Source organism: Streptomyces sp. NPDC091371, from assembly GCF_040684275.1.
GTDB lineage: Bacteria > Actinomycetota > Actinomycetes > Streptomycetales > Streptomycetaceae > Streptomyces.
On sequence record NZ_JBFBFP010000006.1, the window covers coordinates 61625 to 85338 of the forward strand.

Annotated in this window: 20 protein-coding genes; 14 read left to right on the forward strand and 6 right to left on the reverse strand. The window is 73.3% G+C overall.

Annotated elements, in window-relative coordinates; genetic code table 11:
* Nucleotides 1–9: 9 nt before the first annotated feature.
* The 3 genes from scpA to AB0O21_RS09815 form a co-directional block, all read right to left on the reverse strand.
* Nucleotides 10–2217 carry a methylmalonyl-CoA mutase gene (gene scpA, locus AB0O21_RS09805; protein WP_365168467.1) on the reverse strand — a complete coding sequence of 736 codons (2208 nt, stop codon included), beginning with the start codon at nt 2215–2217 and terminating at the stop codon, nt 10–12.
* Nucleotides 2214–4100, reverse strand: coding sequence for a methylmalonyl-CoA mutase family protein (locus AB0O21_RS09810; RefSeq protein ID WP_365168469.1), 1887 nt, complete (start codon nt 4098–4100; stop codon nt 2214–2216). Before AB0O21_RS09810 ends, scpA begins: the two co-directional genes overlap by 4 nt.
* A 472-nt stretch (nt 4101–4572) precedes the next feature.
* Entirely contained in the window at nt 4573–5040 is a 468-nt protein-coding gene (locus AB0O21_RS09815) for a DIP1984 family protein (RefSeq protein ID WP_365168471.1), read from the reverse strand.
* A 1346-nt stretch (nt 5041–6386) separates the two neighbouring features.
* Here AB0O21_RS09815 and AB0O21_RS09820 point away from each other — a divergent pair.
* From AB0O21_RS09820 to AB0O21_RS09845, 6 genes are read left to right on the forward strand one after another with little or no spacing between them, the layout of a single operon-like run.
* On the forward strand, nt 6387–7337 hold the full coding sequence (locus tag AB0O21_RS09820; RefSeq protein ID WP_365168473.1) for a TauD/TfdA family dioxygenase: 951 nt from the start codon (nt 6387–6389) through the stop codon (nt 7335–7337).
* Nucleotides 7338–7357: 20 nt separating this feature from the next.
* Entirely contained in the window at nt 7358–7909 is a 552-nt protein-coding gene (gene ssuE / locus AB0O21_RS09825) for an NADPH-dependent FMN reductase (protein ID WP_365168475.1), read from the forward strand.
* A 47-nt stretch (nt 7910–7956) separates the two neighbouring features.
* On the forward strand, nt 7957–8979 hold the full coding sequence (locus tag AB0O21_RS09830; RefSeq protein WP_365168478.1) for an ABC transporter substrate-binding protein: 1023 nt from the start codon (nt 7957–7959) through the stop codon (nt 8977–8979).
* Nucleotides 8980–8987: 8 nt separating this feature from the next.
* A complete protein-coding gene (locus AB0O21_RS09835; protein ID WP_365168481.1) occupies nt 8988–9782 on the forward strand; it encodes an ABC transporter ATP-binding protein in 795 nt (264 codons plus the stop codon).
* Nucleotides 9779–10903: an ABC transporter permease gene (locus AB0O21_RS09840; RefSeq protein WP_365168483.1), complete on the forward strand. Its 1125-nt coding sequence runs from the start codon at nt 9779–9781 to the stop codon at nt 10901–10903. Before AB0O21_RS09835 ends, AB0O21_RS09840 begins: the two co-directional genes overlap by 4 nt.
* Before the next feature lie 60 nt (nt 10904–10963).
* A complete protein-coding gene (locus AB0O21_RS09845; RefSeq protein ID WP_365168485.1) occupies nt 10964–12298 on the forward strand; it encodes an LLM class flavin-dependent oxidoreductase in 1335 nt (444 codons plus the stop codon).
* Nucleotides 12299–12356: 58 nt separating this feature from the next.
* On the opposite strand, the gene AB0O21_RS09850 is transcribed toward AB0O21_RS09845, so the two are convergent.
* On the reverse strand, nt 12357–13277 hold the full coding sequence (locus AB0O21_RS09850; protein WP_365168488.1) for an NADP-dependent oxidoreductase: 921 nt from the start codon (nt 13275–13277) through the stop codon (nt 12357–12359).
* A 42-nt stretch (nt 13278–13319) separates the two neighbouring features.
* Nucleotides 13320–14015, reverse strand: a complete 696-nt coding sequence (locus AB0O21_RS09855; protein ID WP_365168490.1) for a DUF2470 domain-containing protein — start codon at nt 14013–14015, stop codon at nt 13320–13322.
* Between the two features lie 157 nt (nt 14016–14172).
* Between AB0O21_RS09855 and AB0O21_RS09860 the strand changes: the two genes are divergently transcribed.
* From AB0O21_RS09860 to AB0O21_RS09875, 4 genes are all read left to right on the forward strand, one after another.
* Nucleotides 14173–14568 carry a cell division protein SepF gene (locus AB0O21_RS09860; RefSeq protein WP_150259984.1) on the forward strand — a complete coding sequence of 132 codons (396 nt, stop codon included), beginning with the start codon at nt 14173–14175 and terminating at the stop codon, nt 14566–14568.
* A 403-nt stretch (nt 14569–14971) separates the two neighbouring features.
* On the forward strand, nt 14972–16084 hold the full coding sequence (locus AB0O21_RS09865; protein WP_365168493.1) for an ATP-binding protein: 1113 nt from the start codon (nt 14972–14974) through the stop codon (nt 16082–16084).
* A complete protein-coding gene (locus tag AB0O21_RS09870) occupies nt 16081–16467 on the forward strand; it encodes a nucleotide pyrophosphohydrolase (RefSeq protein WP_365168495.1) in 387 nt (128 codons plus the stop codon). The genes AB0O21_RS09865 and AB0O21_RS09870 overlap by 4 nt, the downstream gene beginning before the upstream one ends.
* 123 nt (nt 16468–16590) lie before the next feature.
* On the forward strand, nt 16591–17076 hold the full coding sequence (locus AB0O21_RS09875) for a DUF6099 family protein (protein WP_365168497.1): 486 nt from the start codon (nt 16591–16593) through the stop codon (nt 17074–17076).
* Between the two features lie 121 nt (nt 17077–17197).
* Here AB0O21_RS09875 and AB0O21_RS09880 read toward each other — a convergent pair whose 3' ends face one another.
* Nucleotides 17198–17464 carry a hypothetical protein gene (locus tag AB0O21_RS09880; RefSeq protein WP_365168878.1) on the reverse strand — a complete coding sequence of 89 codons (267 nt, stop codon included), beginning with the start codon at nt 17462–17464 and terminating at the stop codon, nt 17198–17200.
* Nucleotides 17465–17667: 203 nt separating this feature from the next.
* On the opposite strand from AB0O21_RS09880, the gene AB0O21_RS09885 reads away from it, so the two are divergent.
* The 4 genes from AB0O21_RS09885 to AB0O21_RS09900 are packed head-to-tail and all read left to right on the forward strand — an operon-like array spanning nt 17668 to nt 23601.
* Nucleotides 17668–18591, forward strand: a complete 924-nt coding sequence (locus AB0O21_RS09885) for an LLM class F420-dependent oxidoreductase (protein ID WP_365168499.1) — start codon at nt 17668–17670, stop codon at nt 18589–18591.
* 17 nt (nt 18592–18608) lie between these two features.
* Nucleotides 18609–19502 (forward strand): homocysteine S-methyltransferase, encoded by an 894-nt coding sequence (gene mmuM / locus AB0O21_RS09890; RefSeq protein WP_365168501.1) that lies wholly within the window; start codon nt 18609–18611, stop codon nt 19500–19502.
* A 38-nt stretch (nt 19503–19540) separates the two neighbouring features.
* On the forward strand, nt 19541–21034 hold the full coding sequence (locus AB0O21_RS09895) for a 3' terminal RNA ribose 2'-O-methyltransferase Hen1 (RefSeq protein WP_365168504.1): 1494 nt from the start codon (nt 19541–19543) through the stop codon (nt 21032–21034).
* Complete coding sequence (locus AB0O21_RS09900) at nt 21031–23601, forward strand: polynucleotide kinase-phosphatase (RefSeq protein WP_365168506.1); 2571 nt, start codon at nt 21031–21033, stop codon at nt 23599–23601. The genes AB0O21_RS09895 and AB0O21_RS09900 overlap by 4 nt, the downstream gene beginning before the upstream one ends.
* Nucleotides 23602–23714 lie beyond the last annotated feature (113 nt).

A 23714-nucleotide genomic window follows, 5' to 3' on the forward strand; every position in this document is an offset into this window, starting at 1 on the left:
GGCCCCCGCCTACAGCTCGTGGCCCAGATCCGCGGCGAGCCGCGTCACCAGGTCGTGCGCCGCGTCCGGGATGACCGTTCCGGGCGGGAAGACGGCCGTGGCGCCCATCTCGAGGAGGGTGGGGACGTCCGCCGGCGGGATGACCCCGCCCACCACGATCATGATGTCCTCGCGGCCCTCCTCCGCCAACTGCTCGCGCAGCGCCGGTACGAGGGTCAGGTGGCCGGCGGCGAGGGAGGAGACGCCCACGACGTGGACGTCGGCCTCCACCGCCTGGCGGGCCACTTCCGCCGGGGTCTGGAACAGCGGGCCGACGTCGACGTCGAAGCCCAGGTCGGCGAAGGCGGTCGCGATCACCTTCTGGCCGCGGTCGTGCCCGTCCTGGCCCATCTTGGCGACCAGGATGCGCGGACGGCGGCCCTCCGCCTCCTCGAACCGGTCGACCAGGGTACGGGTGCGCTCCACGGACGGGGACTCGCCTGCTTCGGTTCGGTACACACCGGAGATCGTACGGATCTGGCTCGCGTGCCGCCCGTACACCTTCTCCAGTGCGTCGGAGATCTCACCGACCGTCGCCTTGGCGCGCGCCGCGTCCACGGCGAGGGCGAGCAGGTTGCCCTCCAGGCCCTGGCCGGCGCCGCGCTCGGCGGCGTTGGTGAGGGCCTGCAGCGCGTCCTGCGTGGCGCGCTCGTCGCGCTCCTCGCGCAGCCGGCGCAGCTTGGCGATCTGCTGGGCGCGCACGGAGGAGTTGTCGACCTTGAGGACGTCGATCTGCTCGTCGTTGGCGACGCGGTACTTGTTGACGCCGATGACGGGCTGCCGGCCCGAGTCGATCCGGGCCTGGGTGCGGGCCGCGGCTTCCTCGACGCGCAGCTTCGGGATGCCCGCGTCGATGGCCTGCGCCATGCCGCCGGCGGCTTCCACTTCCTCGATGTGCTGCCAGGCGCGGCGGGCGAGGTCGTAGGTGAGCTTCTCGACGTACGCGCTGCCGCCCCACGGGTCGATGGACCGGCAGGTGCCCGACTCCTGCTGGAGCAGGAGCTGGGTGTTGCGGGCGATGCGCGCCGAGAAGTCCGTCGGCAGGGCGAGGGCCTCGTCGAGGGCGTTCGTGTGCAGGGACTGGGTGTGGCCCTGGGTCGCCGCCATCGCCTCGATGCAGGTGCGCGTGACGTTGTTGAAGACGTCCTGCGCCGTCAGCGACCAGCCCGAGGTCTGCGAATGCGTGCGCAGCGACAGGGACTTGGCGTTCTTCGGGTCGAACTGCTTGACCAGCCGCGCCCACAGCAGGCGGGCGGCACGCAGCTTGGCGACCTCCATGAAGAAGTTCATGCCGATCGCCCAGAAGAACGACAGGCGGGGCGCGAACGCGTCCACGTCCATCCCGGCGCCCTGCCCGGCCCGCAGGTACTCCACGCCGTCGGCGAGGGTGTAGGCGAGCTCCAGGTCGGCCGTGGCCCCGGCCTCCTGGATGTGGTAGCCGGAGATGGAGATCGAGTTGTACCGCGGCATCTTCTGCGAGGTGAACGAGAAGATGTCGGAGATGATCCGCATCGAGGGCTTCGGCGGATAGATGTAGGTGTTGCGGACCATGAACTCTTTGAGGATGTCGTTCTGGATGGTCCCCGCGAGCTTGTCCGGCGAGACGCCCTGCTCCTCCGCCGCCACGATGTAGAGGGCGAGGACGGGCAGCACCGCGCCGTTCATCGTCATCGACACCGACATCTTGTCGAGGGGGATCCCGTCGAACAGCTGCCGCATGTCGTAGATCGAGTCGATCGCCACGCCCGCCATACCGACGTCACCGGTCACCCGGGGGTGGTCGCTGTCGTAGCCGCGGTGCGTGGGCAGGTCGAAGGCCACCGACAGGCCCTTCTGGCCGGAGGCCAGGTTGCGCCGGTAGAAGGCGTTCGACTCCTCGGCCGTGGAGAAGCCGGCGTACTGCCGGATCGTCCAGGGCTGGTTGACGTACATGGTCGGGTACGGGCCGCGCAGGTACGGGGCCACGCCCGGGTACGTGTGCAGGAAGTCCAGGCCCTCCAGGTCCCGCCCGGTGTACAGCGGCTTGACGCCGATGCCCTCGGGGGTCTCCCACAGCAGGTCGCCGGGGGCCTGGCCGGTGGACTCCTTGACCGCGGCACGCCACTGGTCCTCGGAGGCGGCGTGCGGGCTCGTGCCGAGCGCCAGTTCGGAGAAATCGGGGATTCCGGTGCCGCTCACGACGCGACTCCCATCCGGTCGAGTACGGAGGACAGCACGGCGACCGCGTCGCAGCCGGCGAAGACGTACGCGTCCACGGCCGACTCGGCGGTACCGGGCTTGCCCGCGAGGTACACGGTCGTGGCGCCGGCCGCGCGCAGGGCGGCGGCCACCGCCTCGGCCTGCTCCTCGTACAGCGCGTCGCTGGAGCACAGCACGGCCATGCCGTCCGCGCCGCTCGCTGTGTACGCCTCGGCGGCCGTGGCCGGGTCGACGGACACCGGGTCGTGCACCGGCTCGACGCCGCCCGCCTGGAACAGGTTCGAGGCGAAGGTGGCGCGGGCGGTGTGCGCGGCCGCGGGGCCGAGCGCGGCGAGGAAGATCCTCGGCCGGGCGCCGGTGGCCGCCAGGTGCGCGTCGCTCCGGGCGCGCAGGGCCTCGTAGGACTCGTCGCGCCGTACGCGGGGCAGTCCGCCGGCGGGCTGCGCGGGCGCGGGCTCCCGTACGACCGGCTTCTCCGACAGCAGCGGGAACTCGCTGACCCCGGTGATCGGCTCGCGGCGCTTGGCCAGCTTCTTCGAGCGCTCGGCCCAGGTGGCGGCGAGGCGGTCGGCGACCAGACCGGAGCGCAGGGCGGCGGCCTGGCCGCCGGCCTTCTCCACGGTCTGGAAGAACGCCCAGGCGGCGTGGGCCAGTTCGTCGGTGAGACGCTCCACGTAGTACGAGCCGCCGGCCGGGTCGATGACGCGGGCCAGGTGCGACTCCTCCAGCAGGATGGTGGAGGTGTTGCGGGCGATGCGGCGCGCGAAGGCGTCCGGCAGGCCCAGTTCGTGGTCGAAGGGGAGCACGGTGACCGAGTCCGCGCCGCCCACGCCCGCGGCCATGCAGGCCACGGTGGTGCGGAGCATGTTCACCCAGGGGTCGCGGCGGGTCATCATCACCGGCGAGGTCACCACGTGCTGGCGCTGCGCACCCGCGGCCGGGGCCCCCGAGGCCTCGGCGACACGGGCCCACAGGCGGCGGGCGGCGCGCAGCTTGCAGATGGTGAGGAACTGGTCGGCGGTGGCGGAGTAGCGGAACTCCAGCTGCCCGAGGGCCGCTTCGACGGACAGCCCGGCCCCGGTGAGGGCGCGCAGGTACGCGACGCCGGTGGCCAGGGACAGGCCCAGCTCCTCGGCGGCGCTGCCGCCGGCCTCGTGGTACGGCAGCGCGTCCACGGTCAGGGCCCGCACGCCGGGGTAATCGGCGGAGGTGATCTTGGCGAGCTCGGCGGCTTCGCCGAGGTCGAGGGCCTCGCCGGTCCGGGCCTCGTGGCCGAAGGGGTCGGCGCCGAGGCTCGCACGGACGGCGTGGGGGCTCACCCCGCGCTCGGCGCACAGGGCGAGGAACGCCCGTGCGGCGTCGGCGAATTCGGCCCCCGGATCCAGGGAGACCGGCGCGAGGTCGAGGTAGACCCCGTCCAGGGCGCGGGCGAGACCGTCCACCGGGAGACCTCCCCGGCCGACGGTCAGCCAGAGGGAGGTGACCCCGTTCTCCAGGTCGGCGAGGACCGCCTCGTTGACCCGTACCGGATCGGTGCCGAGGTGGCGCTGGCGCACGTCCCAGCCGCTCGCCGCGTTCCCCTGGGGGGTGCCGCCGCGGACGAAGGGGGCGAAGCCGGGGAAACCGGTGTCGGTGGCGTTGCCGGTGTCGCCGGTGGCGTCGCCGGGTGCGGGCGCGGTGTACAGCGGGCGGGTGGTGAGCCCGTCCTGGAGTGTGGTGGACAACGCGTGTTCCGCGGCCTCGCCGGAGGCTTCCTTGCCCGACTTGCGCAGCACGCCCTCTACCAGGCGCTGCCACTGCTCATGCGTCGCGTCAGGGAACTCGGCGGCCAAGGAGAGCCCGTCGTCAGGCAGGACCGTCATGGCTCGAATGCTAGGGGGGTGGCTGTGAACGACCAATAACTACTGGATGTGATCTCCCCCTCTCAATTGAGGTGGGAGGGGTCACGAAAGAGCGGTGCCGGTGCCCCTGCGGGGGGCTCGGCTGGGTGGGCGGTGTTCCCTGGCGGGGCCGCGGGTGAGGGTGCGGGTGGGGGTCGGTGCCGGTGCCGGCCCGCGGCCGCACGAAAACGGCGCCCGTGCCCGGAGCCTTCGCTCCGGGCACGGGCGCCGCCCTGCGATGCGGGTGCCCCGAACCCGCCCTCGTCGCTCCGGATCTGCACGTGGTGATGAGCCGTGCGCTGTGCTCTGTTACTTGTGGGCGGTTCTGAGCTGCGTTGTCGATGGGGAGTCGAACCCCTGCGTTGCTCTCCACGCGCCACAGGTGGACCGGAAAACCGCCGGTCCTCGGCGTGTGCACGCCTCCGGGGCGACTACCTGCTCCGCATCGCGGGTCTCAGTCCAGGAGGTCGGCCTCCCAGTTCGTGCGCTGGATGCGCACGTCGATCTCGCGGATCTCCCGGGCCACCGCGTCGGCCTGGGCGCGCAGCTCGGCCACCGGGAGCGCGGAGAGCATCATGAGCTCGGAGCGCATCTGGCGTCCGTAGCCGCGTTCGCCGCCCGCGGCGGCGTCGGCGGCGGAGGTCAGCACGGAGTGGCGCAGGCGCAGGACGTCACGGCGGGCGAGGGCGTCGGTGAGGCTGCCGTCCTCGCCCATGTCGACGGCGGCGTTGGTGCGGTTGATACGGCTGATCAGGGACTCCAGCGCGCCGAGGGTCTCGGCGGCGTCGGCGAGCAGCCGGGCGGCGTCCTCGGCCGGGGTCTCGCCCTCCTGGTAGCGGGCGTTGGCGACGATGCGAGCCCGCAGCTGCTCGACGCGTCGGGTGGCCTCCGCGCGCTCCGCCAGGGCCTCTCCGAGCTTCACTGTGTCCGTCCCCGCCTCGTCTGTGCCGTCGTGTCCGTTCCCGCGAGAGCTTATACGGCGGTGTCGCCAGTGGGGCCGGGGCCCGTGCGGGGTCCCGTGCCGGGGGCTCGGTGGGCGGGCGGTGTGTTCGTGGCGGGGTCCGTGCCGGGGCCCGTGCCGGGCTCGGCGGGGTTGGGGGCTTCCCGGCGGGGCTGCGTGTGGGGCCGGTGCCGGGGTGGGGTGTCGTCCGGGACTCATGATTTATGGCGCCCGGGGTGTTCTGCGCCGGTGCGGGCGCTGCCGCGCCACAAATCACGTTTTACGTCCCGGACAACACCCCACCCCGTCCCCGTCCTGGTGGGCTCCGGTCCCGGCGGGTGAAGTCCAGCCCCTCCGGCGTTTGAGGAGCGGGGTCCGGGGCGGAGCCACGGTCTTTGAGCCGCGCCGGCGATGAGGCGCGGGGGGCCGGGGGCGGAGCCCATGGTTTCGGGAAGGGGCGGGGTGGGGAACGGCTCCGCGCAGCGGGGGCGTGGCGGCGGCGTTGCGGGGCCGTGAAATCCGGCCACGGTTTTCGGCCGCCGGAGGCGGGGTGGCGGGGCTGCCGGATTCCGGGAAAGTGCAGGTCAGCGGGGTTGGGTGAGGGTCCTCCCGGAGTTGGTGTCGGGGTCCGGGCGGGGGGTGACCGAGGGTTGACCGAGGTTGGGGGCGCTGACACGCTCCGGGGCATGTCCGCGAACGAACTCCTCGTCCCGCGGCTCCACACCCCCGGCCCCTGTACCACGCCGGGCGCGTGTCCGGGCCGCTGTCAGGCCTGAGCCCGGTCTGAGCCCGGCCTGGCCTCGGTCTGAGCCCGGCCTGACTCGGACCACGAGCTCGGCCATGAGCCCGGTCTGAGCCCGGTCTGAGCCCGGCGGGCCATGAGCCCGGCCTGACTCGGGTCACGAGCCCGACCTGAGCCCGGTCTGATGAGGACCACGAGCCCAGCCACGAGCCTGGCCTGAGCTCGGTCTGAGTCGGGTCTGAGTCGGGCTACGAGCCCGGCCAGGGGTTCGGTCTGAGCCCGGCCGGAGCCTGGTCTGAGCTCGGTCCGAGCCCGGCCTGCGTCGGGCTACGAGCCCGGCCAGGGGCCCGATCTGAGTCTGGCCTGAGTTGGGCCACGAACCCGGTCTGAGCCCGGGGCAGGAGCCTGGTCTGAGTCGGGCCAGGAGCCTGGTCTGAGTCGGGCCAGGGGCCCGGTCCCCTGACGGGCCGCCGGGCCGCCGCCGCCCCCCCGCTGGGCCGGACCGCTTCGAGCCCCCCTTTCCCATCCGCCTGCCACCGCACCCCGCTGCGGACACCCGTGCCGCAGCCCTGCCCAGGGAGCCCTCATGTCCACTGCCACCACCCCGACCACCGTCACCAAGATCGGCGGCCGCATCGGCGCCGAGATCGGCGGCGTCCGCCTCGGCGGCGACCTTCCCGAGGAGGCCGTCGCCGGGATCCGGGCCGCGCTGCTCGCCCACAAGGTCGTCTTCTTCCGCGACCAGGAGCACCTCGACGAGGCCGGCCACGAGGCCTTCGCCCAGCTGCTCGGCACGCCCGTCGCGCACCCCACCGTGCCCTCCGCGGACGGGCGTTACGCCCTCGGCATCGACTCCCACCACGGCGCCCGCGCCAACCAGTGGCACACCGACGTCACCTTCGTCCCCGCCTACCCCGCCTTCTCCATCCTGCGCGCCGTCACCGTGCCCCCGTACGGCGGCAACACCCTCTGGGCCAACACCGCCACCGCCTACGCGAACCTCCCCGCGCCCCTGCGGGCCCTCGCCGACGGCCTGCGCGCCCTGCACTCCAACGAGTACGACTACGCCGCCCTCAGGCCCGACGCGCTGCCCGAGGCCCTGGCGCAGTACCGCGAGGTGTTCACCTCCACCGCGTTCCTCACCGAGCACCCGGTGGTCCGCGTCCACCCCGAGACCGGTGAACGCACCCTGCTGCTCGGCAACTTCGTCCAGCGCATCGACGGCCTCACCGGCCGGGACTCCCGGGCCCTCCTCGATCTCTTCCAGGCCCACATCGAGAGCCCGGAGAACACCGTGCGCTGGCAGTGGCGGGCCGGCGACGTCGCGATCTGGGACAACCGCGCCACCCAGCACTACGGCGTGGACGACTCCGACGACCACGAGCGCACCCTGCGCCGCGTGACGGTGGACGGGGACGTTCCGGTCGGGCCTGACGGCGTGCCGTCCCGCCTGATCAGCCCCGAGGCCGTCCCGGCCCCCGGCTTCGGCATCGCCTCCGGCGCTTCGACCTCGACCGCGACACCCGACGCCGCCTGACCGTCCCGCAAGGAGTCCCCGTGCCCAGCCTGCTCGCCATCACCGGCAGCCCCTCCGCCCACTCCCGTACCGCCGTCGTCTCCGACCACGTGCTGCGCCGCCTGGCGCACTCCGGCTTCGGGACCGCGCACCTCTCCGTACGCGACCTGCCCGCCGCCGACCTGCTCTCCGCCCGCCGCGGCGAACCGGAGATCCGCCGGGCGCTCGAAGCCGTCGCCGAGGCCGACGGCCTGGTCATCGCGACCCCGGTCTACAAGGCCTCGTACACCGGCCTGCTCAAGGCCTTCCTCGACCTGCTCCCGCAGGACGGACTGGCCGGCAAGACGATCCTGCCGCTGGCCACCGGCGGCAGCCTCGCCCACGTCCTGACCATCGACTACGCCCTGCGCCCCGTGCTCTCCGCCCTCGGCGCCCGGCACGTCACCGCCGGCCGGTTCGTCCTCGACTCCTTCGTCGAGCGCGGCGGCGGCCCCGACCGGCTGCGGCCGGAGGCGGAGCTGGACCTCTACCAGGCCGTCGACGAGTTCGCCGACGCCCTGCGCGCCGCCCCCGTCCTCACCGTCACCCCGTAATCCCGTAATCCCGTAATCCCGCGATCCCGTCCCGACAAGGAAGCGTCATGGCCGCAGCCCTCACCTCGACGACCACCTCCCGTCGCCAGTTCCTGGCCCTGCTCGGCATCTCGGCGGCCGCCGTGAGCTGCGGCACGGCCACCGCCTCCGGCGCGCAGATCAAGACCCTGAAGTACCAGGGCGCGGTCGGCGCGGTCACCCTCCCCGAACTCGCCGCCGACCTCGGCTACCTCGGCGACGTGAAGCTGGAGTGGGTCGGCAACACCATCAGCGGGCCGCAGGACATCCAGTCCGCCGCCACCGGCCAGATCCACTTCGGCGGCGCCTTCAACGGTGCCGTGGTCAAGCTGGCGTCGAGCAAGGCCCCGATCACGTCCGTCATCTCCTACTACGGCACCGACAAGGACACCTACAGCGGGTACTACGTGCTCGAGGACAGCCCCATCCGCACCGCCAGGGACCTGATCGGCAAGAAGGTCGGCATGAACACCCTGGGCGCCCACTCCCAGGCCATGCTGGAGATCTACCTGAGCCGCAACGGGGTGTCGAAGGCGGACGCGGCCAAGGTGGAGGCCCTCGTGGTCCCGCCGGTCAACACCGAACAGGCGCTCAGGCAGAAGCAGATCGAGGTCGCCGTGCTCGGCGGGGTGCTGCGCGACAAGGCCCTCGCCACCGGTGGGATCCGCCCGCTGTTCAGCGACTTCGAGCTGCTCGGAGCGTTCAGCGCCGGTTCGTACGTGATGACGAAGCGCTTCATCAAGCAGAACCCCGACACCGTCCGGACCTTCGTCACCGCGGTCGCCAAGGCGATCGAGTGGTCCCGCACCACCCCGCGCGAGCAGGTCATCGCGCGTATGACGGACATCGTCACCAAGCGGGGCCGCACCGAGGACACGTCCACCCTCAAGTACTGGCACTCGTACGGCGTCGCCGAGACCGGCGGCCGGATCTCCGACAAGGAGTTCCAGCTCTGGCTGGACTGGCTCGGGGAGCGCGGCGAGATCAAGGAGGGCCAGCTCAAGGCGGCCGACCTCTACACCAACGAGTTCAACGACCACGGAAAGGGGTGACGGCCGGCATGGCGAAGATCGTGTTCGAGGACGTGCGCAAGGCCTTCGGGGACTTCACCGCGCTCGACGGCATCGACCTGGAGATCGGCAGCGGGGAGTTCCTCGTGGTCGTCGGCCCCAGCGGCTGCGGCAAGTCCACCCTCCTCGACCTCCTGGGCGGGCTGTCCCGGCCGACGGGCGGGCGGATCCTGCTCGACGGCGAGCCGGTCACCGGACCGGGCCTGGACCGGGGCATCGTCTTCCAGCAGTACGCGCTGCTGCCGTGGCGGACGGCCCAGGGCAACGTCGAATTCGGCCTGGAGGCCACCGGCGTGCCGAGGAGGCAACGCGCCTCCCGGGCCAGGGAGTTCCTGGACCTGGTCGGGCTGACCGGCTTCGAGGACCGGCACCCGCACCAGCTGTCCGGCGGTATGCGCCAGCGCGTCGCCATCGCCCGGGCGCTGGCGTACGACCCGGACGTACTGCTGATGGACGAGCCGTTCGCCGCGCTCGACGCGCAGACCCGGGAATCGCTCCAGGACGAGCTGCGCCGCATCTGGCAGAGGACCGGCAAGACGGTCGTGTTCATCACGCACGGCATCGAGGAGGCCGTGTACCTCGGGCAGCGGGTGGCCGTCATGACCTCGCGGCCCGGCCGGGTCAAGGAGGTCGTCCCGGTCACCTTCGCGGACAGCGACAGGCTGGTGGGGGAGGCGCTGCGGTCGAGCCCGGAGTTCGCCCGCTACCGGCACGAGATCTGGAACCTCCTCCACGACGAGGTGGCCCGCGCCCAGCAACTGGAGAAGGAGGCGGCAGCAGCATGACCACCGGAACGGATACCACCGCCCTGGCGGCCGCGGGCCGCGAAGCCCCCAAGTCCACCCCGCCCCCGGCACCCGGCGGGCCCGGCCCGACCGTGGCCACTCCGCCCGGGCCCGGCCCTGACCCCCTGCCCGGACCCGGAGCCGAAGCGGCCCCCGGCCCGGCCCCGGCCGAACCGGCCCCGGCCGAACCGGCCCCGACCGAACCGGCCCCGGCGGGAGCGGCGCGGACCAGCGCGGCGGAAGCCGGTGCGGCCACGGCCGAGCCAGCCCTGGCGGGAGTGGCGGGAGTCGGAGCAGCCACAGCCGAAACGCCTCCGGCCGGAGCCGGCAGCGCCCGTGCGTACGCCGCCGCCGTGGCCGTCGTACGGGCCCTGCGGGCCGTCGCCGTACGCACCGCCGCGGTCCTCGCGCTGGTCGCCGTCTGGGAGGCCGCCCCCCGCCTCGGCCTGGTCGACGCCACGTTCCTGCCGCCGATCAGCGAGGTGGCCGCCGCCTGGTGGGGGCTGGCCGGTGACGGCCAGCTCGCCGACCACACGCAGGCCAGCCTCGTCCGCTCCTTCGGCGGCTTCGGGATCGCCGTGGCCGTCGCCGTCCCGCTCGGCCTGCTCATCGGCTGGTACCGGCCCCTGGCCGACTTCCTCGGGCCGCTGCTGGAGGTCTTCCGCAACACCGCCGCCCTGGCCCTGCTCCCGGTCTTCGTCCTGCTCCTCGGGATCGGCGAGACGTCCAAGGTGTCGATCGTCGTCTACGCCTGCCTCTGGCCGGTGCTGCTCAACACCATCAGCGCCGTCCGGGGCGCCGACCCCACCCTGGTCCGGCTCGCGCGGTCGATGGACCTCTCCACGCTCCGACTGTTCCAGAAGGTGATCCTCCCGGCCTCCGTGCCGACCGTCTTCACCGGGATCCGGCTCGCCGGCGCCGTGTCGATCCTGGTCCTCGTGGCCGCCGAGATGATCGGGGCGAAGGCGGGACTGGGCTATCTGATCAACGCCTCGCAGTACAACTTCGCGATCCCGCAGATGTACGCGGGCATCATCACCATCTCCGCCATCGGCGTGGCCTTCAACCAGCTGCTGGTCACCGTCGAACGCCGCCTCAGCCTCTGGCGCGTCCCGGCCTGAGCCTCCCGGCACCCGCCCCGCCCCCGCCCCCACCACCTCACCCAGGACCCAGGACCAGACATGACCGCACCGCGCACCCTGCACCTCAACGCGTTCCTCATGAACGCCGGACACCACGACGCCGCCTGGCGCCACCCCGCGAGCACGCCCGAGCGCGTCACCGACCTGCGGTACTTCCAGGAACTGGCCCGCACGGCCGAACGCGGCCTGCTCGACTCGATCTTCTTCGCCGACGGGGTGGCCCTCTGGGGCAAGGCCCGCCACAACGCCCTCGGCGGCTTCGAACCGCTCACCCTGCTCTCCGCGATCGCCGCCGTCACCGAGCACATCGGGCTGATCGCCACCGTCTCCACCACCTTCAACGAGCCCTACAACCTGGCCCGGAAGTTCGCCTCCCTCGACCACATCAGCGGCGGCCGGGCCGGCTGGAACATCGTCACCTCGGGCACCCTCGACGAAGCCCGCAACTTCAACCGGGAGGAGCACCTGGCGCACGCCCTGCGCTACGACCGGGCCCGCGAGTTCCTCGACGTCGCCACCAAGCTCTGGGACAGCTGGGAGGACGACGCGATCGTCCTCGACAAGGAGCGCGGCGTCTACGCCGACACCGACAAGCTCCACCCGGCCGCCCACCGCGGCGAGCACTTCGGCGTCGCCGGACCGCTCAACGTGCCGCGCTCCCCGCAGGGGTACCCGCTGCTGGTGCAGGCCGGCTCCTCCGAGGACGGCAAGGAGTTCGCCGCCCGGTACGCGGAGGCCGTGTTCACCGCGCAGCAGACGCTCGCCGACGCCCAGACCTTCTACAAGGACCTCAAGTCGCGCCTCGCCCGCCACGGCCGGGCCGAGGGCGATCTGCTCGTCCTGCCCGGCATCGCCCCCGTCATCGGGTCCACCGAGGCCGAGGCGAAGGCCCTCGAGCAGCAGCTCACCGACCTCCAGGTCCCGGAGTACGGCCTCGCCCAGCTCTCCGGGATGCTGAACGTGGACCTCACCGGCCTGCCCCTCGACGGCCCGCTGCCCGACCTCCCCGAGGAGCGGGACATCAACGGCAACAAGAGCCGCTTCACCCTCGTCGCCGAGCTCGCCCGCCGCGACGGGCTGACCCTGCGCGAGCTGATCGCCCGGCTCGGCGCGGGCCGCGGCCACCGCACCTTCGCCGGCACCCCCGAGCAGATCGCCGACCAGCTGGAGGAGTGGTTCACACGGGGGGCGGCCGACGGGTTCAACATCATGGCCCCCGTCCTGCCGACCGGCCTGACCGACTTCGTCGACCACGTCGTGCCGATCCTCCAGCGCCGCGGCCTCTTCCGCACCGAGTACACCGGCCGCACCCTCCGGGAGAACTACGGCCTGCCGCGCCCGGCCAACCGTCACGCGCGGGCCGCCGCCGCATGACGTGAGCAGGTGCCCGGGGGCGGGTCCGAGCCTCGGACCCGCCCCCACCCGCGCCGGCTCAGACCGTCAGGACGATCTTGCCGCGGGTGCGGCCCGCGGCGCTCAGCTCCCAGGCCTTGGCGGCCTCGGCGAGCGGCAGCGCGTGCTCCACGTTGACCGTGAGCCTGCCGGCGTCGGCCAGTTCGGCCAGGAAGGCCAGGTCGGCGGTGTCGGGGCGCACCCACAGCTGGTGCGCGCCCTTGGCGGCGGCCTCGTAGTCGGCGATGGAGACGACCCGCCCGCGCTCCTTGACCAGCGACTGGAGCGTCTCGACGGCGCCGTCCCCGTAGAAGTCCAGCCCCGCGTCGATGCCTTCGGGCGCCAGCTCGCGGATCCGGTCCGCCAGCCCCTCCCCGTACAGCACGGGCTCGGCGCCGAGCGAGCGCAGGTAGTCGTGGTTGTGGGCGCCCGCCGTGCCGATGACGCGCAGGCCGAGCGCGACGGCGATCTGCACGCCGAAGGAGCCGGTGCCGCCGGCCGCGGAGTGGATGACGACGGTCTCGCCCGCCTTGAGGCCCACACGGGTGAGGGACTGGTAGGCGGTCAGGCCGGCCAGCGGGATGCCGGCGGCCTGCTCGAAGGACAGCTCGCGGGGCTTGTGCGCGAGGGTGCGGACCGGGGCGCTGACCAGTTCGGCGTAGGTGCCGAGTTCCACCCACTCCTTGCGGACGTAGCCGTACACCTCGTCGCCCACGGCGAAGTCGAAGGTGTCCGGGCCGATCGCCTCGACGACTCCGGCGACGTCCCAGCCGGGTATGACGGGGTAGCGGACTTCGAGGATCGGGTCGAGGTACCCGGCGGCGAGCTTCCAGTCCACCGGGTTGACGCCGGCCGCCTTGACGCGGACGAGGACCTCGCCCGGTCCCACCTTGGGCTGCGGTACGTCAACGAGCTTGAGCGTGCCGGGAGTTCCGTATGCGCTGTACGTAATCGCTTTCATGATCACCCCCAACGGGGCGGCCGGCGCGCCTATTCCCCATCCTCAGGCCGGCAGGGTGTTGTGGTGCGAGCGCCGCCGGGCCGCGCTGAAGAGCGCCTGGATCTGCGCGCCCGACTGGTCGACGTGGTCGAGCGGGGAGGGGAAGGGCAGCCGCACGTCGCGGTGGCCGCGCCGCTCCTCCAGCCGCAGGGTGATCCCGTACCGGTCCATGGCCACCGGCAGCGCGCGGACGACGCCGGCGGCGGGCAGCGGCCGGACCAGGCGCAGCAGCAGGGTGACGAGGTCGGGGTGGTCGTCGAGCAGGTGCGTGAGCATGCCGGCCTCGTAGGGGGCGAGCGGGTCGGGGGCGGCCGCGTCCAGTTCTCCGAGCCCGATGTACGAGGTTCCGCGCGCGGTCTCCAGGACGGCCCGGCCGAACTCCACGCACGTGGAGTCGGCGGACTCGTCGGAGTAGGGGGTGAGCAGCCGGCCCAGCAGGGTGACGCGGGCGCGCACCCGGTCGCGTACGGGAGTGGGGGCGATGTCGGTGAACTCCAGCCGGATCGAGGGCAGGTGCCCGTGGTCGCGGCCCGGCTCGGCGGGGTGCAGGTGCAGGCGGCCCATCGGGTCGCTGCCGTCGAGGTGGCGGACCTCGCTGTGCAGTCCGTCGGTGACCACGGTCATGGAGTGGGCGGCGGCCAGGACGGAGCGGATCAGCTCGGCGTCGGTGGGGGCGCAGCGGGCACCGGACATGCGCATCGGATCTTCTCCATCCTCCGAGGAACTTAGGTATGCCTAACCTAACCCATCGTTCTCGCTCCGGGTAGCCGGGGTGGTTCGTGTCGGTGTTGGGCTGAACGGGTGAAACACGAGAGGATGGGGGGATGCACAAGAAGCGCACGGCCGAGGCGGCCCGGTGAGCAGGTACGACGTCACCGACGAACAGTGGGAGGGGCTCGCGCAGGTGGTCCCCTTGCGCAGCCGCAACGAATGGCCCTCGCGGGTGGACCATCGCACCATCCCCACGGCGCCCGGGGCGTCGACGGCGGAGCAGCGGCGCTTCGTGGTGATCCGGGTTCAGATCTTCGCGGACGCGCGGGAGGTGGCGGAGTACCTCATCGCCCAGATCCCGGTGCTGCTGGACCTCACCGGGGCGGACAGCGAAGTGGCCAAGCGCATCCTGGACTTCAGCAGTGGCGTGGTCTTCGGCCTGGGCAGCGGCATGCACCGGGTGGACCGCAACGTCTTCCTGCTGGCGCCGGTCGGCACCGAGGTCGAGGGGATCGCGGCCGCGGCCGTCCCCCGATCGTAGGAAGGTCCGCACGAGGTAACGGTTCGCCGGGCCCGCGGGGTGCCCGGCGGCCCGTACCGTCCGCCGCATGGAAGCCACCTCGCCTGCGGCAACGCCCCGCCGCCCCGCCCCCGCGTTAGCCACCGCCGCCCGGGCGCACCCGGTCCCCCCCACCCCCACCCCCACCCCCACCCCCACCCCCACCGCACCCCTGGCCCCGCCGCCTGCCCCATCCGCCCCCGCTCCGGGCGCGACTGCGCCGTCCGCGCTGCCCGCACCGGCCGTGCCCGCGCCGACTGCCCCGGCCGGGCCCGACCCGACGCCGCCGCCCGGTCCGGCCGCGCCTGTCCCACCCGCGCAGCTCACCCCAGCCGCATCCGGGCCGCCCGCGTCCGCCGAACCCGCGCAGCGGTATCCGCGGGCCGTGATCACCGAGCTGCGGCTCTCCGCCTTCGGAACGCACCGGGCCGCGGTGTTCCCGGTCGGACCCGTCACCCTCTTCGCCGGGCCCAGCGGCAGCGGCAAGTCCCAGGTCCTGGCCGCCTACGAGGCGCTGGCCGCACTGGGTTCGGGGGTCACGCTGGACGAGGCCTTCCCCGACGCGCGCGCCCGCATCCCCGACCGGGCCGTACCGGACGCGCAGCGCCGCCGCGGGTTCCGCCTCGGCTGTACGGTCGACGGCCCCGCGGGTCCCGTCCGGCTCGACCTCGCCGTGCAGGCCGAGCCCTGCGTGCGGATCGTCGGCGAACGGCTCTCGCAGGGCGGGCAGATCCTGCTCGCCACCGCCCTGCGCGACCCCGGCCGCCGCTCGGTCCAGGCCGCCTGGCTGACCGGCGGCTCCGTCGGGGTGACCCGGGCCCCGCTGCCCGACGACCGGCTCGGCACCGCCCTGCTCCCGCTGCGCGTCGCCGGATCCACCGCCGGGCAGCGGCAGGTGCTGGCCGCGGCCGAGCAGGTGGTGGTGGCGCTGCGCTCGGTGTTCCCCTGCGACCCCCGCCCCGACGGGATGCGCGCCCCCGTCCCGCCCGGGGAGGGCCGCCTGCTGCGGGACTGCTCCAACCTGGCCGACGTACTGCGCCGGACCCGCCACGAGTGCGGTACCCGCCACGCGCTGCTGACCGAGGCGGCCCGTACCGGCTGCGCGGGCACCGTCGCGGGGCTGGACGTACGGGCCCCCGAGGGCGGCGCTCCGGTCACCGCGGTCCTGGACCGCGGCCCCGGCCGGCCCGCCACCGAACTGGCCCGCCTCGGCGCCGGCGAACTCCGCTTCCTCGCCCTGGCACTCGTCCTGCTGACCGGACCCGGGGTGCTCGCCATGGAGCCGGCCGCCGAACTGCCCTCCGCACGGCAGGTGCTGACCGTCCTGGCCGACGGCTTCGACCGCGGGCTCGACCGCCGGCAGAGCGCGGAGCTGCTGCGCCTCGCCCTGCTCTCCTGCGGCCGCGGGCACATCCGGCTGGCGGCGGCGGTCGGGGAGGCGACCGCCGACACCGCCCGCCGCCTCCCCGGCGTCGCGGTGGTAGACCTGGGCGCATGAACGAGACGCAGGGGCCCGCGGAGCGGCGGCCCGAGGAACGGCTGGACCTGCTCCAGCGCCGGCTCGCGGACTTCGCGGCGGCGCGGGGCTGGGAGCCGTACCACACGCCCAAGAACCTGGCGGTGGCGCTGAGCGTGGAGGCGGCCGAACTGGTCGAGATCTTCCAGTGGCTGACGCCGGAACAGTCCGCGAAGGTCATGGAGGAACCGGAATCCGCCCATCGAGTGGCCGATGAGGTGGCCGACGTACTCGCGTACCTGCTGCAGTTCTGTGAGGTCCTGGGGGTGGATGTGCTGGATGCGCTCGCCGCGAAGATCGAGAGGAACGAGCTCCGCTTTCCCGTGGCGGGCCCTCCGACACCGAATCGTCACTCTTCGGAGTGATGGACTCATCCACAATCACGATTCTGTCCACATTTTCCGAATACCCCTGGCTTTACTGGCCGGTTGCCCTCACTCTGGGTAGTGGTGAGGACGGCGGGATGTCGTGCGGACGGGGGACGGCATATGGATGCGGTACGGCTCATCGCGGCCGGCCGGCACGCGCTGGCACAGAGCGGGGCTGCGTGGGACATCGTGGGCGAGGCCTGGCAGGCCCAGGCGCTCGCGCAGGGCATAGGGGGCTATCTGGCGGTCACCGGGCCGCAGGAGCTGAGATCGGAGGCGCGGGGGCTGGGGGAAGCGGGGAGCAGAGGGTGCGGGGTGCTCGACCGGGCGGCCCTGCGCGGAGAGGGCAGGGCGCCCGAACGTCCGCCGCGGGCAGCCCAGTTGAGCGAGCTATCGGATGTCCGGCAGGCGCTGCTCGGGCTCCAGGCGCTGCTGGGCGAGGTGGGCATAGCCCTGGTCGGGGTGGCCTGCGGGACGGATGACGAGACCCTGTACTGGCAGTGCATAGAGTCGATAGACGCGGCCGACGAGTCGAGCGACCGGGTACGGGCGCTGCTGCGGCGCATGGCGGTCCGCGAGCGGGGATCCGCCTCGGGGGTGGCCTGACGGGGCATCCGGCAGAGGAGCGGCGGGGTGGCCGGGGAGCAACCGGCGCGCGGCCGGGGTGCCGCCCGGGCGGACGGCCTCTTCGGCACGGGTCCCGTCGCGCGCGACGGGACCCGCACGGTCAGTACGCCGACCGGTGGGACGGGCGCTCGCTGTCGGAGCCGGCGGCCGGCGCGCGCTCCGTGGAGGACTGGAGGTCGGCGTCGAGCTGCGAGAGGTCGGCGTTCAGCGCGGCCATCAGCTCTTCCATCTGCTGGAGCAGGCCCTTCGGCGCGCCGCCCTGGGCGGGTACCGCGGAGTCCTGGCGTACGTCGTCGTGTGCTGCCTGTCCGGTCTGTCCGGTCTGGCCGGTGTGTCGATGGGGCTCCGGCACGGACTCGTGGGACATGGCGGCCTCCTCGGCCCTGGCCCTTCCGAGGCGGAAGGGTGCGGTGGACGCACCGGCGAAAGGGCCGCCGGCGCGCGGGCCGGGCGGTCCGGCTCCGTCCGAGCAACGATCCCCGTCCGGGCTGGTCACTGGCCGGGCAAGGGGTGGACACATCCGGTTGACGAAGATTCACTCGGCCGGGGTGGGCGGGGCAGGATGGGGGCATGGACCTCCGCATTTTCACCGAGCCCCAGCAGGGCGCGAGCTACGACACCCTCCTGACCGTCGCCAAGGCCACCGAGGACCTGGGCTTCGACGCGTTCTTCCGCTCCGACCACTATCTGAAGATGGGCTCCGCCGACGGCCTGCCCGGGCCCACCGACGCGTGGATCACCCTCGCGGGCCTGGCCCGCGAGACCAAGCGGATCCGGCTGGGCACGCTGATGACGGCCGGCACCTTCCGGCTGCCCGGCGTGCTCGCCATCCAGGTGGCCCAGGTCGACCAGATGTCCGGCGGCCGGGTCGAACTGGGCCTGGGCGCGGGCTGGTTCGAGGAGGAGCACAAGGCGTACGGAATCCCCTTCCCGGCGGAGCGGATGTCCCGGCTTGAAGAGCAGCTGGCCATCATCACCGGCCTGTGGGCCACCGAGCCCGGCGCCACCTTCGACTACGCGGGCAGCCACTACCAGGTGGAGAACTCGCCAGCGCTGCCGAAGCCGGCCCAGGCCAAGGTGCCCGTGCTCGTCGGCGGCCACGGGGCCAAGCGCACCCCGCGGCTCGCCGCGCGCTACGCCGACGAGTTCAACATGCCCTTCGCCGGGGTCGCCGACAGCGAGCGCCAGTTCGGCCGGGTCCGCGAGGCCGCCGAGGAAGCCGGCCGCAAGCCCGACGACCTCGTCTACTCCAACGCCCTGGTCGTGTGCGTGGGCAAGGACGACGCCGAGGTCGCCCGCCGGGCCGCCGCGATCGGCCGTGACGTGGAGGAACTCAAGGCCAACGGCCTGGCCGGCTCCCCGGCCGAGGTCGTCGAGAAGATCGGCGCCTACCAGGCCATCGGCTCCTCCCGCCTCTACCTCCAGCTGCTCGACCTCGACGACCTGGACCACCTGGAGCTGATCTCCGCCCACGTCCTGTCCCAGCTCGGCTAGCCGGGAGGACCGACTCCGTGCCCCGCGCATCCGGCCCGCTCGCCGAGGCCCTCGCCCGCAGGACCGTGGTCCTGGACGGCGGCCTGAGCAACCAGCTCACCGCTCAGGGCTGCGACCTGTCCGGCGGCCTCTGGACGGGCCGGGTGCTCGACGAGCGGCCGGAGCAGGTGCAGGCCGCCCATGCCGCGTACGCGCGGGCCGGGGCCGAGGTGCTGATCACCGCCAGTTACCAGGTCGGCCCCGGCCACCCCCGGGCAGCCGCCCTGCTGCGCCGCAGCGTCGACCTCGCGGCCCGCGCCGCCGGGGACGCCGAGCAGGAGGTGTGGGTGGCCGCCTCGGTGGGCCCGTACGGGGCGGTGCTCGCGGACGGCTCCGAGTACCGCGGCCGCTACGGCCTGAGCGTGCGCGAGCTCGTCGCCTTCCACCAGCCCCGCATCGAGGCCCTGCTCGACGCGGGCCCGGACGTCCTCGCCCTGGAAACCATCCCCGACCCGGACGAAGCCGAGGCCCTGCTGAGCGTCCTGGCCCGGACGGGCGCCCCGGCCTGGCTGAGCTACACCACCGCCGGCGGCCGCACCCGCTCCGGCACCCCGCTCCCCGAAGCCTTCGCCCTCGCCGCCGGCTCCCCGCAGATCATCGCGCTCGGCGTGAACTGCTGCGACCCGACGGAGGTCCTGCCGGCCCTCGAAGCGGCGGCCGCCACCACTGCCAAGCCGCTCCTGGCCTACCCCAACGACGGCTCCGTCTGGGACCCGGCCACCAGCACCTGGCACACCCCCGCCGCGCCCGCCCCCTGGCCCGTCCGGTCCTGGCGCCACACGGGCGCCCGCCTCATCGGCGGCTGCTGCCGCATCGGCCCGGACCACATCGCGGAACTGGCCGCCGCACTGCGTCCCGGCCCCGAAAAATAGAGCGCGGCCGACCCCCGTGACCAGCAACAATCGGTCGTGTGTTCCTGACGATCTCCACCACCGGCTCCCCTGAACGACCCGCGACCGATCTGGGCTTCCTGCTGCACAAGCATCCCGGCAAGACGCAGGCGTTCTCCACCTCCCACGGCAACGCCCACGTGTTCTACCCCGAGGCCACGGCCGAGCGGTGCACGGCGGCGCTGCTGCTGGAGGTGGATCCCGTCGCGCTCGTGCGGCGTGGGCAGGGCAAGGGGCGGGGCGGGGCTCCCGACGCGGCGCTCGCCCAGTACGTCAACGACCGGCCGTACGCCGCCTCCTCGCTGCTCGCCGTCGCGCTCAGCGGGGTGTTCCGCAGCGCGCTGAAGGGTCAGTGCGCCGCACGGCCGGAGCTGCCCGAGGAGCGGAGGGCGCTGCGGGTGGAGATTCCCGTGCTGCCCGCACGCGGCGGGGCCGCGCTCGTGCACCGGCTGTTCGACCCGCTGGGCTGGGACCTCGTGGACGTGGAGCCCGTACCGCTCGACGAGCGGTTCCCCGAGTGGGGGGACTCCCGGTACGTGCGGCTGGTGCTCGAAGGGGAGCTCCGGCTCGCGGACGCGCTGCGGCAGCTGTACGTGCTGCTGCCCGTCCTCGACGACGCCAAGCACTACTGGATCGCTCCCGACGAGGTCGACAAGCTGCTGCGCGCCGGAGACGGCTGGCTCGCCGCGCACCCCGAGAACGGGCTGATCAGCTCCCGCTACCTGGCCCGCCACAAGCGGCTGACCCAGGACGCCCTGGAGCGCCTGGAACTGGTCCGCCTCGCCGAGGCCGACGGCAGCGAGGTCGAGGAGATCGACAACGCCGTCGACGAGGCCCGGGACACGGAGGAGCGGCCGGTGCCGCTCGCCGTGCAGCGGCGCGAGGCGATCCTCGCCGCGCTGCGTGCCGCGGGTGCGGCACGCGTCCTCGACCTCGGCTGCGGGCAGGGGCAGCTGGTGCAGGCGCTCCTGAAGGAGGTGGCGTTCACCGAGATCGTCGGGATGGACGTGTCCGTGCGGGCGCTGAACCTGGCGGCCAAGCGGCTGCGCCTGGAGCGGCTGGGGGAGCGGCAGAGCTCCCGCGTACGCCTCCTGCAGGGCTCGCTCGCCTACACCGACAAGCGGCTGGCAGGCTACGACGCGGCCGTGCTGAGCGAGGTCATCGAGCACCTGGACGAGGAGCGGCTGCCCGCCCTGGAGTACGCGGTGTTCGGTGCGGCCCGCCCCCGTACCGTGCTCGTCACCACCCCGAACGTCGAGTACAACGTCCGCTGGGAGACCCTGCCCGCCGGGCACGTCCGCCACGGCGACCACCGCTTCGAGTGGACCCGCGAGGAGTTCCGCGCCTGGGCCGGCGGCGTCGCGGACCGGCACGGCTACGGCGTCGAGTTCGTCCCCGTCGGCGACGACGACCCCGAGGTCGGGCCGCCGACGCAGATGGCCGTCTTCACGAAGAACGACACCGACACCGCCACCGACACCACCGAGACCCCGAAGGAGGGCGAGGCAGCATGACCAGTGAGACCGAGACCGCGACCGAGACCAAGAAGCACCGGGTACTTCCCGTCACCGACCTGGCCCTCGTCGTCCTGATCGGGGCCACCGGATCGGGCAAGTCCACCTTCGCCCGCCGGCACTTCAAGCCGACCGAGGTCATCTCCTCCGACTACTGCCGGGGCCTCGTCTCCGACGACGAGAACGACCAGAGCGTCAGCCGGGACGCCTTCGAGGTCCTGCACTTCATCGCCGGCAAGAGGCTGGCCGCGGGCCGGCTCACCGTCGTCGACGCGACCAGCGTCCAGGCCGACGCCCGCCGCGGCCTGGTCCAGCTCGCCCGCGAGCACGACGTGCTGCCCATCGCCATCGTGCTCGACATGCCCGAAGAGGTCTGCGCCGAGCGCAACGCGGCCCGCCCCGACCGGGCCGGACTGCCCCGTGCCGTCATCCAGCGCCACCGCCGCGACCTGCGGCGTTCCCTGCGCGGTCTGGAGCGCGAGGGTTTCCGCAAGGTGCACGTGCTGCGCTCCGTCGAGGAGGTGGAGAGCGCCGAGGTGGTGCTGGAGAAGCGCTTCAACGACCTCACCCACCTCACCGGCCCCTTCGACATCATCGGTGATATCCACGGCTGTTCCTCCGAGCTGGAGACCCTGCTCGCCAAGCTCGGCTACGAGGACGGCGCCCACCCCGACGGCCGCACCGCCGTGTTCGTCGGCGACCTCGTCGACCGCGGCCCCGACAGCCCGGGCGTCCTGCGCCGCGTCATGGGCATGGTGAAGTCCGGCAACGCCCTGTGCGTGCCCGGGAACCACGAGAACAAGCTCGGCCGCTACCTCAAGGGTTCCAAGGTCCAGCGGACCCACGGGCTCGCCGAGACCATCGAGCAGCTGGAGAAGGAGCCGGAGGAGTTCGTGGCGGAGGTGCGGGAGTTCATCCGCGGCCTCGTCAGCCACTACGTGCTCGACGGCGGCAAGCTGGTCGTCTGCCACGCCGGCCTGCCCGAGAAGTACCACGGCCGCACCTCCGGCCGGGTCCGCTCGCACGCCCTGTACGGGGACACCACCGGCGAGACCGACGAGTTCGGCCTGCCCGTGCGCTACCCGTGGGCCGAGGACTACCGCGGCAAGGCGGTCGTCGTCTACGGCCACACGCCGGTCCCGAACACCGCGTGGATCAACAACACCATCTGCCTGGACACCGGAGCCGTCTTCGGCGGGAAGATGACCGCCCTGCGCTGGCCCGAGCGCGAACTGGTCGACGTACCGGCCGAGAAGGTCTGGTACGAGCCGGTCAAGCCGCTCGCCGCCGAGGCACCCGGCGGGCACGACGGTCGCCCGCTCGACCTGGCCGACGTCCACGGGCGCCGGGTCGTCGAGACCCGCCACCTGGGCAACGTCAACGTGCGCGAGGAGAACGCGGCCGCCGCCCTGGAGGTCATGAGCCGCTTCGCGGTCGACCCGCGGCTGGTCCCGTACCTGCCGCCGACCATGGCGCCGACCGAGACCTCGCGGGAGGACGGCTACCTCGAGCACCCGGCCGAGGCCTTCGCCCAGTACCGCAAGGACGGCATCGCCCAGGTCGTGTGCGAGGAGAAGCACATGGGCTCCCGCGCCACCGTCCTGGTCTGCAAGGACGCGGACGCGGCCCGGACGCGCTTCGGCGTGGACGGGCCCACCGGCTCCGTCTACACCCGCACCGGGCGGCCGTTCTTCAAGGACCCCGCGGTCACCGAGGAGGTCCTGAACCGGCTCCGCTCGGCCGTCACCGACGCCGGCCTCTGGGAGGAGCTCGGCACGGACTGGCTGCTGATCGACGGGGAACTGCTGCCCTGGTCGCTGAAGTCCACCGGCCTGCTGCGCAACCAGTACGCCGCCGTGGGCGCGGCCTCCGGCGCCGTCTTCCCCGGGGCGCTCGCAGCCCTGGAGGCGGCCGCCGCCCGGGGCATCGACACCGGCGAGCTGCTGGAGCGCCAGCGGGGCCGGGCCGCCGACGCGGCCGCGTTCACCGAGGCGTACCGGCGCTACTGCTGGACCACCGACGGGCTGGACGGCGTCCGGTTCGCGCCGTTCCAGCTGCTGGCGGCGGCCGGGCGTTCGCTGGCCGCCGTGCCCCACGACGAGCAGCTGTTCTGGCTGGACCGGCTGGTCGCGGCGGACGAGGCGGCGGGCACCGGGCTGCTGCGGCGCACCGGCCGGATCCTCGTGGACCCCGCGGACGAGGACTCCGTCCGGGCCGGCACCGACTGGTGGCTGGAACTGACGGCCGCCGGCGGCGAGGGCATGGTCGTCAAGCCGCTCCAGGCGTACGCCCGGGACGGCAAGGGCCGACTGGTCCAGCCCGGGGTCAAGGTGCGCGGGCGAGAGTACCTGCGGATCATCTACGGCCCGGAGTACACGCGTCCGGACCACCTGGAGCGGCTGCGCCAGCGCTTCCTCGGGCACAAGCGCTCCCTGGCCCTGCGCGAGTACGCGCTCGGGCTGGAGGCGCTGGACCGGCTGGCCGCGGAGGAGCCGCTGTGGCGGGTCCACGAGGCCGTCTTCGCGGTGCTCGCCCTGGAGTCGGAGCCGGTCGACCCCCGGCTCTGAGGCCGGTCGCACGTGCCGCACGGCCGCCCGGGGCGTCAAGCCACCGCCCCCGGGCGGCCGCTCTTTAGGTCGTATGGGGGAACTTTCGCCCCGAACGCCGGGAAACCGCCCGG

What these genes read in the sequence shown, in the direction of transcription:
- AB0O21_RS09810 (WP_365168469.1), bottom strand. Translation starts at nt 4,100, where the DNA reads ATGACGGTCCTGCCTGACGACGGGCTCTCCTTGGCCGCCGAGTTCCCT.
- AB0O21_RS09820 (WP_365168473.1), top strand. Translation starts at nt 6,387, where the DNA reads ATGTCCACTGCCACCACCCCGACCACCGTCACCAAGATCGGCGGCCGC.
- AB0O21_RS09830 (WP_365168478.1), top strand. Translation starts at nt 7,957, where the DNA reads ATGGCCGCAGCCCTCACCTCGACGACCACCTCCCGTCGCCAGTTCCTG.
- AB0O21_RS09835 (WP_365168481.1), top strand. Translation starts at nt 8,988, where the DNA reads ATGGCGAAGATCGTGTTCGAGGACGTGCGCAAGGCCTTCGGGGACTTC.
- AB0O21_RS09840 (WP_365168483.1), top strand. Translation starts at nt 9,779, where the DNA reads ATGACCACCGGAACGGATACCACCGCCCTGGCGGCCGCGGGCCGCGAA.
- AB0O21_RS09845 (WP_365168485.1), top strand. Translation starts at nt 10,964, where the DNA reads ATGACCGCACCGCGCACCCTGCACCTCAACGCGTTCCTCATGAACGCC.
- AB0O21_RS09850 (WP_365168488.1), bottom strand. Translation starts at nt 13,277, where the DNA reads ATGAAAGCGATTACGTACAGCGCATACGGAACTCCCGGCACGCTCAAG.
- AB0O21_RS09855 (WP_365168490.1), bottom strand. Translation starts at nt 14,015, where the DNA reads ATGCGCATGTCCGGTGCCCGCTGCGCCCCCACCGACGCCGAGCTGATC.
- AB0O21_RS09870 (WP_365168495.1), top strand. Translation starts at nt 16,081, where the DNA reads ATGAACGAGACGCAGGGGCCCGCGGAGCGGCGGCCCGAGGAACGGCTG.
- AB0O21_RS09875 (WP_365168497.1), top strand. Translation starts at nt 16,591, where the DNA reads ATGGATGCGGTACGGCTCATCGCGGCCGGCCGGCACGCGCTGGCACAG.
- AB0O21_RS09880 (WP_365168878.1), bottom strand. Translation starts at nt 17,464, where the DNA reads ATGTCCCACGAGTCCGTGCCGGAGCCCCATCGACACACCGGCCAGACC.
- AB0O21_RS09885 (WP_365168499.1), top strand. Translation starts at nt 17,668, where the DNA reads ATGGACCTCCGCATTTTCACCGAGCCCCAGCAGGGCGCGAGCTACGAC.
- AB0O21_RS09900 (WP_365168506.1), top strand. Translation starts at nt 21,031, where the DNA reads ATGACCAGTGAGACCGAGACCGCGACCGAGACCAAGAAGCACCGGGTA.